Raw genomic sequence first — 13,814 nt, forward strand, 5'->3', positions numbered from 1 at the left:
CTGAAAGGTACTCCCCATCACATGAACGAATTGTTTCTCTTATGAAACGATTTATAAAGATAAATCCCCAAGGTTTGAGCCCGTAGCTATACTCCTGATATTTATTAAATTCGTTATCTAATGTTTTTTACAATACCACCAGCTGTTTTTCCACGTACGGGAATACCGCCGCGACCCGTTTTACCTGTTTTCTCATCAATAAACATCGCAAAATCAGGTGCGATTTCTCGACCATTTGGCATCGTGAGCCATAATCTAATTAAATGACGTTTGCGTTACCGGAATACCTAGATGAAGTCCGAGACCCCAGTAAATGATGCTCGCTTCTTCGTCTGTATATCTTTCCAATAGTAATCCACGAATTAATAGGAACTCCTTTCCATTCCCTAGCTCTTCAATAAAATAAGTAATTTCTTCAGAAAGATCCGGAATCGGGAAGTCCTCCTTATTTAAATGAGGTGCTTGTAAATCCTTTTGTTTAACATAATATAAAGCGCTTTCAAGAAATGCGATCGTTTTCTCGGACAAGTAATAAACCCATAAATCATCTTTAGCTAGATCAATACCTTTCCATGCTACTGGTCCTTTAATTTTTTCCTTTAAAATGAACGACATAGATACGCCTCTTTCGTTTTCTAATGCAATTTTTAAATTTTCCCTATTGTTTTCTTGGGTAACTCTTTTAAAAATTCCACTTGTCTAGGAAGCTTGTATTTTACCAGCTTATCATGATAGAAGCAGTCATTTATGACCAAGTTTTGATGAGGTAATATCGCAAACTTTTATTTATTGGTTATTCCCTATGTGTATAGAATTACTGCAAGTCCTCCTAAGAGTGAAAATCCCTTCATAAACAGGATAGTTTGTTTCCTAGTAAAAGAGCGATTCCACCTCCCTTCCCAATTTCTTTGTTAAATAAGTTATTACATAATTAAATGATGTCCCCCCTTTTTACTTACATGGAAGTACTTTGAATAACAACTACTGTGATTACATTAATTGTTATTTAATTCATTATATTCATAATTTTCAGTTAAATAAAATTAAAGATTTTAATGTGTAAGTAAGTATTATTAATATTCAAAAAGGATTACAACATATTATTAAATTTACAAAACATAGTTCTCTGGCTACAATAGCATGGAATCTTCAGTTGGCTCCATTCACGATCAGCCAGCCCATTGCCAGCTTAGAAAAGAAATTAAGACTAAAGTTTTTTAATCACTCACAGGGACACGGTGCTCTAGCAACCGATGAAGGTAGAATCATTCTAATACTTGCCTTTGAGGTACTAAGAAAGCCTGAGGAAACAAAAGACACAGCCAACTTGTTCAATTCCACGAAAGTAGTGGAACCAAAGATAGCTTCTTCTCCCGAATTGATGATAAGCTATAGTCTCCTTTAGACATGATTATCTATGTCAATTTGCAATTGTCATGTATCTCTTCTCCTTCTATCGATAAACGAGCATAGGAGTGAGTCGCTCTCTTGAGGAACCTATTCGATTATACAAGAAAAATAAAAAACTGATACATTTTACTAAGGTTCTATTTTATTTACAAAGTAGTTTTTTCTATTTTATATTAGTAGTACTTAATTACAAATTAAAATCTTTAATTTTATTTAATTATAATTTATTAGTAGAATTAAAAGTATAAATGAGTTAATATTCCAAAAAATCACTTTCGAGTTTGGTCTTTTACGGTTAAATCGAAACAGGAGGTTGAACTATGGACTTAAAATTATCCGGAAAAAAAGCACTGATTGTTGGAGGAAGCCGCGGGATTGGTAAAGCTACTGCTCGCCAATTGGCTCTAGAAGGTGTAGATTGTACGATTTGTTCAAGAAACGAATCCTCACTCAAAATCGCTGCAGAGGAATTAGCTCAAGAAACAAACAGAGATATTTATCCAATTGTGGCAGATACCACTGATCCTGATTCTATTCTAAATTTAGTTGAAAAATCAGCAGCAGCAATGGGAAGCATTGATATTTTAATCAACAGTGGAGCCCGTGTTGGCGGCTTTGAGCCAGAGGATTTTAATAGTATTAAAGATGAACTTATTTTGAAAGATTTTGAAGAAAAATATATGGGCTATTTTCGTTGTATGCGAGCTGTAGCTCCTTATATGATAGAAAATAATTGGGGTCGTATTATAAATATAAGTGGTCTGGCTGCTAGAATTGGCGGCAATTATTTTAGTTCCGGTCCCCGTAATGCATCTGTTGTCCATTTAACAAAATCAGCATCATTGGAATTAGGAAAGCATGGAATTAACGTCAATGCTGTTTATCCAGGGATTGTCGATACGGAAATGTTTAGAAACCGCGTCACTAACGAAGATGCTGTGCGTCAGATGGCAGGACTCAATGCACTCGGCCGCTTAATTACAGTAGAAGAAATTGCTAATGTCATTACCTTCCTAGCTTCACCTTTGGCGGCATCGATTACTGGTGATGTCATTTCAGTAACCGGCGGAATTGGAGAAACCGTTTTTTACTAAAAAGCTAGGATTGATATTGTAACTGTATCTTAGATTACCAATAATAGTGTATTTAAAAAACGAGCCTCGCTAAAAGCTGAGGCTCGTTTTTTATAACTTTTTAATCTACATCTACCCAATTGTATATTTAGCGGTATTCAAAAACTTGTCAATCTTAGAAACAGTTGATTCAATGTTCTTAGAAAAAATAGCCATGTGTGAAAAAAAGCCGTGGACCATACCGAATTCACATGCATATTCAACTTGCACACCAAATTTTTTCAATCGTTCGGCATAAGCCATTCCTTCATCCCGAAGCACATCATTTTCTGCTGTGATTACGAGTGCTGGCGGGAGACCGCTTAAATCTTCAGCAACTAAAGGAGCAGCGTATTCATTATACCTGTCCTCATCATTCCTTAAATAATGATCACGGAACCAAATCAGCTGTTCGCGATCCAGACCAAATCCTTTTGCAAATGTTTGATGGGATTCCGTATTAAACTCAAGATTTGTCGCAGGGCAGATTAAGACCTGTGCAGCGATGTCGGGACCTTTTCTGTCTCTCGCCATCATAGTTACTACTGTCGCTAGATTTCCACCTGAGCTATCCCCTCCCACTGCCAATCTCGTAACATCTCCGTTAAAGGAAGTCCCTTTTTCATAAGCCCATTCCAATGCCGCATATGCGTCTTCGACTGGAGTTGGGAACTTATACTCTGGAGCAAGACGATAGTTTACAGAGACAACAATACTAGCCGTTCTATTTGCTATCATTCGGCAACTTGCATCCATCACTTCAATGTCTCCTAGAACCCATCCTCCACCATGGTAGTATATAAATATCGGGAAAGGCCCTTGCCCCTCCGGTATGTATACCCTACATTTGATTTCTTCGTCTTTGCTTACCGGTATCATCAAGTTCTCTACCGTTGAAACCGGATCTAATTTTACAGTAGGGCGCGGTGCCTTCGAAAGCAGCTCTCTTACTGTCTTAGGGTCCATTTTATGAATAGGCGGCATCTGATTAAATACTTGTAAATATTTTTCTGCTCGCGGATCTAAATTTGTCATGAAACATCATCCTCACTTCCATTTATTTTAAAATTAACTCGGATATTTCCTAAACCTTGATTCCGATCCCAAAACGCTCACATTCACTTCATCATAAAAAACATACAATGGTGATTTTATTCACCTTATTTCGATGAATAAAATCACCATACAACTTGATATAAGAGATATTAGTGATTAAAATTGCCGCCATTTATCTAATTACAGGTGCTCCTCCGATATAAAACTCGAAATCTGGAGCAATTTTTCGGCCATTCGGCATCATGAGCCACAATCTTAATAAATGACGTTTACGGTCATCTTCTTCATAATCTTCAAATAATGTACGTGAATGAAAAACCGCATAATTATTAACAAATTGCATATCACCTGGTTCCATCATCATATCAATATGAAAGTTTTTATCATGAGTAAGGGAATCTATAAAATCAAATGCTTCGATTTCCTCTTTCGACAAAGAGATACCTGTTTTCACTTGTGCTGATTCGACATATTGGCGCATATATCTGCAGCTCAATTTACCATCGTAATAGCTAAAAATTGGTGATTGAACTACCGGAGATTGACCTAGTGCTTCTTCCCCACGCAGATCATGGGCGAATGGACGAAAAAGAATTTCAAGGTACTCTGGGTGCTTCTCCAGAATTTCATTATAGATAGACATTGCACTAGCGATACTGCTTAAACCACCAGATTTCGCTTTGCGAAGACATAGTAATCCGACCACATCAGCAAGATCTGTGTGATAGTCAAGATGCACATTTGTTTGGTAACCTCTTACTTTTGTATTATCATTAAAGTCTTTACCTATGTTTTTGATATGCCCTAAGAAGTCCCCATTTTTGCTTTGGATGATTGGCAATCCCAAGTGAAGTCCGATCCCCCAGTAAATGATGCTTGCTTCTTCGTCAGTATACCGTTCCATTGGCAATCCGCGAATCAATAGAAACCCTCTCCCATTCTCCAGTTCGTCGACAAAGTATTTGATTTCGTCAGCGAGATCAGGAATCGGGAAATCCTCCTTTTTAAAATCTGGTGCTTTTAATCCCTTTTGTTGAACATGTAATAATGCCTTATCAAGAGCAGCAATCGTTTTTTCGGACAAATAATAAATCCATGAATCATCTTTAGCTAGTTCAATGCCTTTCCATGCTGAACGCCCTTGAATTTTTTGCTTTATAATAACTGACATAAATCTTCCTCCTTTATTCATTTGGTTATTTTCTTACTTGATATGACCGAATTTTTTAGCGTTAAGAATGAAGAAAAGCGAAACATCTTAATCGCTCTTGGACCCGGACCTCTCGCTACCTCCCAAAACATTAATAGCGTTTACATAAATGTTATGACTGAATATTTTGAATTTTATTTTCTTTAGTATACTTATAATTATAAATGAAATAAAATTGTTATTTTTAATTTATAATTAAGTTTTATTAATATATACCGTCATTCAATCTCACAAACTAGCCCTTTCAAAAAACTAAGTAATAGATACATTGACCAAATAATCAATTAACATGGTTATGGTCATCCTACCTCAATTTGGTAAATTCACTAACTAAGAAGATCCTTCGTTGAAGTTATAACTGCACCCTGATTTGCTGTATATTTTTAAATACTCACTTGTTCCTCTGCTTTTATTGTTGTGTTGCTTTGCTTTGCGGGGCGAACAACGATCCAAAATAATAATCCGATAACGAACATACCCAAAGCAGTTACTTGAAACCCATAATGATATCCGATTGCCTCAGTCGCTGCATATTGGATGAAATACCCGAATACGAGTGGGGCAATAATACTTGTTGAACTTGAAAGAGCAATGAACGTCCCTTGTGCTTTTCCGATGTTTTTGGGAGAAAAAAAATCTATCAATATTGCGGGTGCGAGTGAAAGAATGACATAGGCAAAACCTGGAGCTAGGGTGAAGAACAGGATGGATATAGCACTTGAATTCACGGCATTTGCCAAATATACACAAAAAGCAGATAGCACCATCATGGAACCGGCAAGATTTATTCGTGCTTTACGAATATCCTCAGTTTTGCGATAAATCCGATCTGATAGCATAGAAAAGCCAATTTGACTAATAGCAGCGAAAAAAAATGGTAACGACACGGCTAGTTTTAATGTTTGACCATTAAAATGCTGAACTTTAGTAAAGTATGCTGGAAACCATATCGCTTGAACGGACAATAACCAATAAGCACAACCTCCGCATAAAACGGTAAAAACAAAATTTTTAGACAACAGATGCGGAAGAAACTGACGCCAAGAAACTTTAGAGAGAGTTGATGAATGTTGCTCCTCTTGATGAAATGAAGGCAACCCGATTTCTTTTGGACTTTCTTTACCGAAAATGACCCATAAAACTAGTACAATAAGTCCAACAATCCCCATGGCTATAAAAGCAGATCGCCATCCATATTGATCAATCATAGAGATTAATAATGGCGAAGCAATCGCCGATCCGCCTGTTGTTCCTAACAGAACAGCGCCAAAGCCTATACCATGTCTGTGTTTCGGGAACCATTTTCCCATGATAGCCGTTGATAGAGCTGGAGCTGGACCTTCGCCTGCTCCCAAGATCATTCTTGTAAACACTAGCAGGGACAGACTAGAAACAAAAGGTGTGAGAAATTGAACAATCAACCATGTAAGTGACATCCAAGTTAACATTTTTTTCGTGTTTTTGGAATCGGCCATACCACCAAGAATAATAGAGGAAAAGGTGAAGAACCAAAAGAATGAGCTTCCCACCAATCCCCATTGTGAAGGACTTAAATGTAACTCTTTCATTAGGGGAACGGAAACCAAACCAATAACAATTTTATCAACTTGGTTAATCATACCTGAAGCAACTAGAAATAATAATATAATCCAAGAATATTTTGGAGTGCTCAACGTATAAATCCCCCTTATTTTTACCATCAAGGGAAAACCTTTTCCTGACATCTGAAAAGGTGTCCCTATCATATTAATCAATTGGTGTTCTTATGAAACGGTTTATAAAGGTAAGTCTTGCGGATTTAAACCCAATTACTTCAAGTTTTCTATAATACCGCCAGATGTTTTTCCACGGACGGGAATACCGCCGCGACCCGCTTTACCTGTTTTCTCATCAATAAACATCGCGAAATCAGTTGCAATTTCTCGGCCATTTGGCATCGTGAGCCACAATCTTAATAAATGACGTTTGCGTTCCGGCTCTTCATAGTCTTCGTATTGAGTACGGGAGTGAAGGACAGTATAATTATTGACGAATTGCATATCACCTGGCTCCAACATCATATTAAAATGCATGTTTTCATCATGAAGGAGCGAATCCAGTATGTCTAACGCTTCAATTTCAACTTTTGACAAATGGATACCTGTTTTCGCTTGTGCTGATTCTATAAATGTACGGACATATCTGCAGCTCAATTTACAATCATAATAACTAAAAATTGGTGATGTAAATACTGGAGATTCACCTGGTGCTTCCTCACCACGACGATCAAAGATGAATGGACGACAGAGAATTCCAAGATACTCTGGATACTTCTCAAGAATTTCATTATAAACAGCCATTGAACTTACGATACTACTAAACCCCCCAGATTTCCCTTTTCGAAGGCTTAATAATCCGACGACATCAGATCCATCTGCGTGAAAAGGAAGATGGAGTTTCGTTTGGTAACCGCGTACATTTGAATTCTCTAAGCTAAGACCCTGATCAATGACGTGCCCTAAGAGGTCACCATTTGCGTTTTGCGATACTGGAATACCCATGTGAAGTCCGAGGCCCCAGTAAATGATGCTCGCTTCTTCATCCGTATACCTTTCCATTGGTAATCCACGAATTAATAAGAACCCCCTCCCATTCTCTAGCTCTTCAACAAAGTAAGCGATTTCATCAGAAAGATCAGAAATTGGGAAGTCCTCCTTGTTAAAATTAGGTGCTTGTAAACCCTTTTGTTTAACATAAAATAAAGCATTTTCAAGAGATACGATCGTTTTCGCAGACAAATAATAAACCCATGAATCATCTTTAGCTAGATCAATACCTTTCCACGCTACTGGTCCTTGAACTTTTTCCTTTAAAATGGACGACATACATAATCCTCCTTCAATAATATAGTTAGTTAGTTTCTTACTTAACTTCAATCAATTGTCTTAACTCTCTGCGCAAGATTTTCCCTGTTGCATTTTTAGGTAACTCTTTAGAAAATTCCACTTGTCTAGGAAGCTTGTACTTCACCAGCTTATCCTGACAGAATTGAATAATGTCATTCATAGTGATTTGTTCATCCTTAACTACGACATAGGCTTTTACGTTTTCTCCGTATTCTCCATTGGAAACTCCGATTACGGCTGCCTCTACAACAGCTGGATGTTGATACAGAACTTCCTCCACTTCACGAGGATATACATTGTATCCACCAACAATAATCATATCCTTCTTTCGATCAACGATGTAGATGTATCCTTCTTCATCCATTGTTGCTAGATCACCAGTGTAAAACCATCCATCTATAAAGGCAGCTGATGTAGCTTTCGGCATCCCCAAATATCCAATCATTACATTTGGCCCTTGAACTACTAATTCTCCGACTTCTCCTCTCGGCAATTCTTTTCCTTCCTCATTGACAATTTTACTCTTGACTCCTGGTATATCTAGACCGATAGATCCTGGCTTGCGAGTTCCATTTAAAGGATTAATAGCAACAAGAGGAGAAGTTTCCGAAAGCCCATACCCTTCCAAGATAAAAACGTTATACTTGTTTTCAAATTTTTGTAGCAGCTCGACTGGAATCGAAGCACCTCCAGAAATACACAAGCGAATGGATGAGAAATCTTCCGCAGTGGATTCAGGAATTTGAAAGATAAAGTTGTACATCGTAGGAACTCCAGCAAACACTGTTGCCTTGTTTTCTCGAATGGTACGGACCACATCAAGAGGGCTGAATTTAGGTATGATCAGGACAGTTGCCCCGCAAGCAATTGGCGCATTCAGGCAAATAGTCATACAAAAAACATGAAACATTGGTAGAACAGATACTACACAATCTTTATCATGGAGCTCAATTAATTCTGAAATGGCATCTGCATTCGAAGCTAAATTCCGATGCGATAACATAGCACCCTTTGGTTTCCCTGTTGTTCCTGATGTGTATAGAATGACTGCAGGATCTTCCTGATCAATAAAAGGACTTAGGCAAACATCATCGCTTGTTTCCATCAGTTGCTCCCATGCCCATTCCCGATCCTCGACATCTGTATAAATGACTAGCTTTAGATTTTTCAATTGTCCCTTTACTTCTGATAACTTCGGTTCTACAGATACGTGAGCAATAACCGCTTTAACTTGACTATCCTCTAAAATGTAATTGATTTCTTCTTTGGTATACATAGGATTCATCGGAACAACAAATGCACCTAGTCGTAAAATGCCATAGTACGTAATGAGAAATTCAGGACTATTTCCTAATAAAAGGGCCACTCCATCTCCCTTCCCGATTCCTCGGGCAGACAAACCAGAAGCTAATCGATCCACTTGCTGATTTAGTTCTGTATAAGTAGCACTTTTATCCCTATAGATATAAGCGATACTATCTGGGAAACTACTTGCACTTCTTTTTAAATTTTCGTCTAAATTATAACTCATTAAATGATTCCCCCCTTTTACTCGCGTAGAAGTATCAGAATAACCGCTATTGTGAATATTCAAAATATTATTACAATAAGTATACTCATAAATAATAATTAAATAAAATTAAAGATTTTAATTTGTAAGTAAGTATTACTAATGTTCGAAAAGGAATGCAGCCATGATGTTGGGAGTCCTTCAGCATGTGTGGGAAAAATTAAGAGATCATCCTGTATATACTGAAGGGCATATGAAGATTAAAAACGTTATTAGTTGATATAAGAACTATTTTTGACTCTTAAATAACATTTTTCGAAGTTTGTTTAATGCCCAAAAAGCAAACTAGAAAACCAAAAATCAAGTAATAAACCTAATATTCCAAAACTAAATCGTATTTCTCCGTAATATCCGAACCACTGAGCTGGAAAGCCAAATAAAAAATGGGACCCTTCAATTCGAATCCCGATTTTAAGAATGAAAGAAAAAATGATAGTTGTTATGAGACTAAGAAGATATAACACTCTTTTTTCATTTAACAATTTCATATTCTCTCCATGCATTGGCTTTTTTACAATTTTACAGATTTTAATCGCAAGGAATATCAAGTATTGACAAAATGCAGGTTTAAAAGATTATTTCGACTATAATACTGTTATAACCAGTGTTATGTTTTCATTATTCCAAAAGGCTAAATACCGTCGACAACTTTTCAGAAAAAATTCTTTATGTGGTTCGGTAAACTCCGCCACTACCGGAAGTTATCTACATATTCACACAGAAAATCGTCTAGTGTGCGGGGCTCTCTACCAAGCAAATGCTTCACAGTGTCAATAGGCTTTTCCGGCAGCGCCACCGACATAGCCTGAATTTCCACAATATGATTTGCGAGCCAAGGAGGCATATGTTCATGTTCGATTAGATTGCGTCGTAATACTTGAGAATCCATGTTAACATAGCGAATTGACCTCCCTAGCAGAACGGATAGTTTACTTGCAATCTGTGGATAGCTAAATACCTTAGAACCGGTAAGTGTGTATACTTTGCCAGTTACCTTACTGTTAGTCAAAGCTTCGGCAGCAACATCTGCAATATCTCGGCAATCAATGAAGTTACATGCGATATCATCCATGGAACCATAGAAAACATCTTGGGCTATAATCGTCGGTGCAAAGCGCAGTAAGTTTTGCATAAACGCATACGGGCGTAACACCGTATGCTTAATACCCGATTTAAACAAAATTCTCTCAATTTCATGATGCCAACCTGCTACTGCCACTGGAGCATTTTGGTCAAAAACTGGACTGGATATCTTTACGATGTGCTCTATTCCGACTTCCGTGGCAATATGAATAATAGAAGTCTCTAATTCAATTTGTCTTGGACTGTTGGACATCGCAAGGAAGAGCTGGCTTGCTCCTGTAAACGCACGGCGCAGCGATTCAGGATCAGTTGCATCAGCCGATGCGATTTCAATAAGTGACTGGTCTAAATCGCCAATCTGCATAAATACCTTCTCAGGATCCCTGCTCAGCGCTCGAACAGGAACACCAAAATTAACTAAACGTTTCAAAAGAGCTCTACCAATTGTACCCGATGCCCCAATAATGACAATCATTTTCTATCCTCTCCTTTGAATGCAAAAATTTTTTTAACATTAAGACGCCATCGCCATGTTATAATTGTGCTCGCAATCATTGCAGATATCGGAAAATCAATCCATACCCGATCGAACCAAATAAAGTGATTAAACCGCTCTAGTAAACAGGATGCCGACCATGCAGCGAACAGTCCAAACATAGTCCCTATTAAAGCAAAAATCCCCACAACAACTAAGTGATTTGCACCGATGATCCAGCGATTATGAATCCATCGGCTTCGTAACCACAGGCCAAGCATCCAGGCTACTATGGCTGATGTCCCTCCAATCGTTGTCAGTGCCCCAATCTGTAGACCCTTGTCGGCAGTGATCAATCCCCCAACCCCTGCCATGATGGCAGGGGCAACATAAGCCATCAACACTTCACGCCACAATACAAAAGGCTTTACATTGGAACCCACATTCGTAATAGCATATATACCTTCTGTTTTATCCGGATATTTCATGTTTCTCATATATTCACCTCCTTTCTTTTTTTGAAATCATTTAGCAATCTATTCATATCATATAATTAGGGACCTAACCATATGATATGAAAATAGGCTAGCTTTACTAGCCCTTTCTAGCTGTTATTCATAAGTTTCTTCTATTCATCTAGTTCATCCGTAAGTGCTGAGATGCCTTCTGTCACTCGGCCAAGCAGGTCAAGAAATAAACTGCGCTCCTCGATACTAAGTAAGCCGACCATAGCTTCTAGCCTTGCGAAATGCTCTGGAGCCATTTCACGAAGCTTCTTTGCTCCTTGTTCCGTTAAAATGACCGATTTTTGACGCCCATCTTTTGAACTAGGGCGACGGGATACGAGGCCATCTCGCTCAAGGGTATCAATTAGACCTGTTACTGTAGCACGTGTCACACCTAAATGTTCAGCTAATTGCGAAGGTAACGCTTCTCCTTCGTTATCTTCAAGGTCTGCCAGTAAACGATAGCGTCCTGTTGATAAACCAAATCTGGAGAAATGAATCTCCGTAGCATGTCCAAGCTTAGTTCCTGCTGCCATTAGCCTAACCGCAACGAGAACAGCTTGGGCGTCAATATCTAAATTATAACGATCAATTTGACGCTTAGATTGTATAAGTGTAGGAACCGCATCATTGTAATTTATTACTTTAGTATCGGAACCAGCAGGCGGATCAATATAAACATCTTCCGTTTTTTCCGAATCTTTCATATTGCTCATGTATGTACCTTCTTTCTTCTTTTAAATCATTAAGCAGTTACTTTCAGTACATATAATTAGTAGGCTAATTATATGGTGATGAAAATGGGCTAGCTTTACTAGCCCGCATTATAACCATATATATAGTATGGCACCTAATCATTTTTTATGTCAACAAATTTTATTAACATATTTTCAATTTTAAAATGTTCAGTCACGAATGATTCCATGACTTGATCCTAGCATTACTTCTTTCCCATTTTGATTGCGATATACTGACTTTATTTCTACCCTTTTAAAACCTTCCATTTGTTCAACATTTGTAAGAGTTATTTCGCATGTAATGGTATCTCCAGTAAAAACAGGTCGAATAAATTCAGTTACCATTTCTCTTGCGATGTAATTTACATCACCACCAATTTTCGTTCCTATACTTGCAGTTAATAAACCTTGTACCATTAAACGACCTTTTTCATCATACTCAATATGATGCCTACCTTGGTCGCCTGAAAAACTTCCGAACTGTAAAACATCTTCTTTAGTAAAAGTTCTTTCCCATGTAAAAACGTCACCTGTTTTAATAATCATATTCCCCTCCTTATTTTTGAATATTCTGTATTTTTATTTTAGCACAAAAATGAATGAATGACCATTCGTTTTTAATAGTTTTACTACATTGCATACATTAATTTAATAAGAAAAAATCCTGCATGAAACAGGATTTTTAATCATTTCTTTTACGAATTATTAATCGTTATTCAAAAGCCACAATATTTTCTTCTACTCTATTTAACCATTCGTTTATTAATGATTGAAATAAGACATCCTGCTCAATTTGCAAGTTATGTCCTGCCTTATCTAAAACAGCAAAAGTAGCTCGGGGGAATTTATCAAGAATCTCCCAAGCATCCTTGTATCCTGTCACTGAATCCTGTTTGCCCAATAAAAAGAGACTTGGTTTTTCATACAGAGATAACTGACTATCTACATCAAATGAAAAAGCATATTGCTTCTGTATTTTTGTTAAAAACGTCTCATCTGCTATTTTAATTCCTGATATAATCTCTTCAAGATAACGTTGCCAATTATTTTCGTTAAGCTCTACAAAATTCAAGCTGAAATTCTCACGCTCCTCCGTACTTAACTGAGATAAAAACTTTTCATCTCGGTAAATAACAGTATGCAGAGGAAGCTGTCTCTTGTTTATATCCGGAATAATCATAGGACAAATAAATGCTGCGCCATCTATTTTTTCTTTTCTTTTGGATATAACTCCTTTTGTTATGTATCCACCATATGATTCACCTGCAATTAAGAAAGACTCGTTTGGAATAATCGTATCGATGAATTTTAAAACAAGATCTAACATTCCATCTGAGTTTTGAATAGATTCGTTCCCCTTCGTTTGTCCCATTCCTGGTAAATCAATATAAATTCGTTTCCAACCTTTTCTTTGTACAAAAACAGGTTCCATGCATCCTAACATTAGTCTATGATCAGGAGAAAAACCATGAAGCATGATAATTGGTTTTCCGGAACCATACATCTCATAATGAACTTTTACATCCCCTATTACGCATTCCATAATAATCCACTCCGAATTTTCAGTATTTTTAATACTATAATAGAATAAAAGTTCTAACTTTCAAAATATTAGGCTCATACTTCTTATTATTAGTTAAAGAACATTTTTATCTCTTTACATCTCGCATGTAGTTTGCATAATGTATTTATATAGTATACGTTTCTTATTAACTACTTGCAAAAACGTTTCTAAAAGCTGTTTTATTTCTTCTATAGAACATCCTTGAC

At 37.1% G+C, this 13,814-nt stretch carries 13 protein-coding genes; 1 reads left to right on the forward strand and 12 read right to left on the reverse strand.

Annotated features, from left to right (window positions below):
• Positions 1–113: 113 nt before the first annotated feature.
• On the reverse strand, positions 114–242 hold the full coding sequence (locus tag AB1279_RS13095) for a hypothetical protein (protein WP_429759221.1): 129 nt from the start codon (positions 240–242) through the stop codon (positions 114–116).
• Positions 243–255: 13 nt separating this feature from the next.
• A complete protein-coding gene (locus AB1279_RS13100) occupies positions 256–615 on the reverse strand; it encodes a hypothetical protein (RefSeq protein WP_429759223.1) in 360 nt (119 codons plus the stop codon).
• Positions 616–1,730: 1,115 nt separating this feature from the next.
• Here AB1279_RS13100 and AB1279_RS13105 point away from each other — a divergent pair.
• Positions 1,731–2,504, forward strand: coding sequence for an SDR family NAD(P)-dependent oxidoreductase (locus AB1279_RS13105; RefSeq protein ID WP_429759225.1), 774 nt, complete (start codon positions 1,731–1,733; stop codon positions 2,502–2,504).
• A 111-nt stretch (positions 2,505–2,615) separates the two neighbouring features.
• Here AB1279_RS13105 and AB1279_RS13110 read toward each other — a convergent pair whose 3' ends face one another.
• The 10 genes from AB1279_RS13110 to AB1279_RS13155 all read right to left on the reverse strand — a co-directional run bounded on the left by AB1279_RS13110 (position 2,616) and on the right by AB1279_RS13155 (position 13,590).
• The gene (locus AB1279_RS13110) at positions 2,616–3,557 is read right to left on the reverse strand and encodes an alpha/beta hydrolase (protein ID WP_429759226.1); all 942 of its coding nucleotides are present in this window, start codon (positions 3,555–3,557) and stop codon (positions 2,616–2,618) included.
• 193 nt (positions 3,558–3,750) lie between these two features.
• Positions 3,751–4,749 (reverse strand): TauD/TfdA family dioxygenase, encoded by a 999-nt coding sequence (locus tag AB1279_RS13115; RefSeq protein ID WP_429759228.1) that lies wholly within the window; start codon positions 4,747–4,749, stop codon positions 3,751–3,753.
• 422 nt (positions 4,750–5,171) lie between these two features.
• A complete protein-coding gene (locus tag AB1279_RS13120) occupies positions 5,172–6,461 on the reverse strand; it encodes an MFS transporter (protein ID WP_429759230.1) in 1,290 nt (429 codons plus the stop codon).
• Positions 6,462–6,596: 135 nt separating this feature from the next.
• Positions 6,597–7,652, reverse strand: a complete 1,056-nt coding sequence (locus AB1279_RS13125) for a TauD/TfdA family dioxygenase (RefSeq protein WP_429759232.1) — start codon at positions 7,650–7,652, stop codon at positions 6,597–6,599.
• A gap of 37 nt (positions 7,653–7,689) precedes the next feature.
• Positions 7,690–9,204 carry a long-chain-fatty-acid--CoA ligase gene (locus AB1279_RS13130; RefSeq protein WP_429759233.1) on the reverse strand — a complete coding sequence of 505 codons (1,515 nt, stop codon included), beginning with the start codon at positions 9,202–9,204 and terminating at the stop codon, positions 7,690–7,692.
• 730 nt (positions 9,205–9,934) lie between these two features.
• The gene (locus tag AB1279_RS13135; RefSeq protein WP_429759235.1) at positions 9,935–10,801 is read right to left on the reverse strand and encodes an SDR family oxidoreductase; all 867 of its coding nucleotides are present in this window, start codon (positions 10,799–10,801) and stop codon (positions 9,935–9,937) included.
• Complete coding sequence (locus tag AB1279_RS13140; RefSeq protein ID WP_429759237.1) at positions 10,798–11,298, reverse strand: hypothetical protein; 501 nt, start codon at positions 11,296–11,298, stop codon at positions 10,798–10,800. Before AB1279_RS13140 ends, AB1279_RS13135 begins: the two co-directional genes overlap by 4 nt.
• A gap of 131 nt (positions 11,299–11,429) precedes the next feature.
• Positions 11,430–12,023 (reverse strand): MarR family winged helix-turn-helix transcriptional regulator, encoded by a 594-nt coding sequence (locus AB1279_RS13145; RefSeq protein WP_429759239.1) that lies wholly within the window; start codon positions 12,021–12,023, stop codon positions 11,430–11,432.
• Positions 12,024–12,212: 189 nt separating this feature from the next.
• A complete protein-coding gene (locus AB1279_RS13150) occupies positions 12,213–12,590 on the reverse strand; it encodes an FAS1-like dehydratase domain-containing protein (protein WP_336480581.1) in 378 nt (125 codons plus the stop codon).
• Between the two features lie 166 nt (positions 12,591–12,756).
• Positions 12,757–13,590 carry an alpha/beta fold hydrolase gene (locus tag AB1279_RS13155; RefSeq protein WP_429761394.1) on the reverse strand — a complete coding sequence of 278 codons (834 nt, stop codon included), beginning with the start codon at positions 13,588–13,590 and terminating at the stop codon, positions 12,757–12,759.
• Positions 13,591–13,814: the final 224 nt, after the last annotated feature.

The organism is Bacillus sp. S14(2024), from assembly GCF_050473785.1.
Lineage (GTDB): Bacteria > Bacillota > Bacilli > Bacillales > Bacillaceae_G > Bacillus_A > Bacillus_A yunxiaonensis.

What these genes read in the sequence shown, in the direction of transcription:
- AB1279_RS13095 (WP_429759221.1), bottom strand. Translation starts at nt 242, where the DNA reads ATGCCAAATGGTCGAGAAATCGCACCTGATTTTGCGATGTTTATTGAT.
- AB1279_RS13100 (WP_429759223.1), bottom strand. Translation starts at nt 615, where the DNA reads ATGTCGTTCATTTTAAAGGAAAAAATTAAAGGACCAGTAGCATGGAAA.
- AB1279_RS13105 (WP_429759225.1), top strand. Translation starts at nt 1,731, where the DNA reads ATGGACTTAAAATTATCCGGAAAAAAAGCACTGATTGTTGGAGGAAGC.
- AB1279_RS13110 (WP_429759226.1), bottom strand. Translation starts at nt 3,557, where the DNA reads ATGACAAATTTAGATCCGCGAGCAGAAAAATATTTACAAGTATTTAAT.
- AB1279_RS13115 (WP_429759228.1), bottom strand. Translation starts at nt 4,749, where the DNA reads ATGTCAGTTATTATAAAGCAAAAAATTCAAGGGCGTTCAGCATGGAAA.
- AB1279_RS13125 (WP_429759232.1), bottom strand. Translation starts at nt 7,652, where the DNA reads ATGTCGTCCATTTTAAAGGAAAAAGTTCAAGGACCAGTAGCGTGGAAA.
- AB1279_RS13130 (WP_429759233.1), bottom strand. Translation starts at nt 9,204, where the DNA reads ATGAGTTATAATTTAGACGAAAATTTAAAAAGAAGTGCAAGTAGTTTC.
- AB1279_RS13135 (WP_429759235.1), bottom strand. Translation starts at nt 10,801, where the DNA reads ATGATTGTCATTATTGGGGCATCGGGTACAATTGGTAGAGCTCTTTTG.
- AB1279_RS13140 (WP_429759237.1), bottom strand. Translation starts at nt 11,298, where the DNA reads ATGAGAAACATGAAATATCCGGATAAAACAGAAGGTATATATGCTATT.
- AB1279_RS13145 (WP_429759239.1), bottom strand. Translation starts at nt 12,023, where the DNA reads ATGAGCAATATGAAAGATTCGGAAAAAACGGAAGATGTTTATATTGAT.
- AB1279_RS13150 (WP_336480581.1), bottom strand. Translation starts at nt 12,590, where the DNA reads ATGATTATTAAAACAGGTGACGTTTTTACATGGGAAAGAACTTTTACT.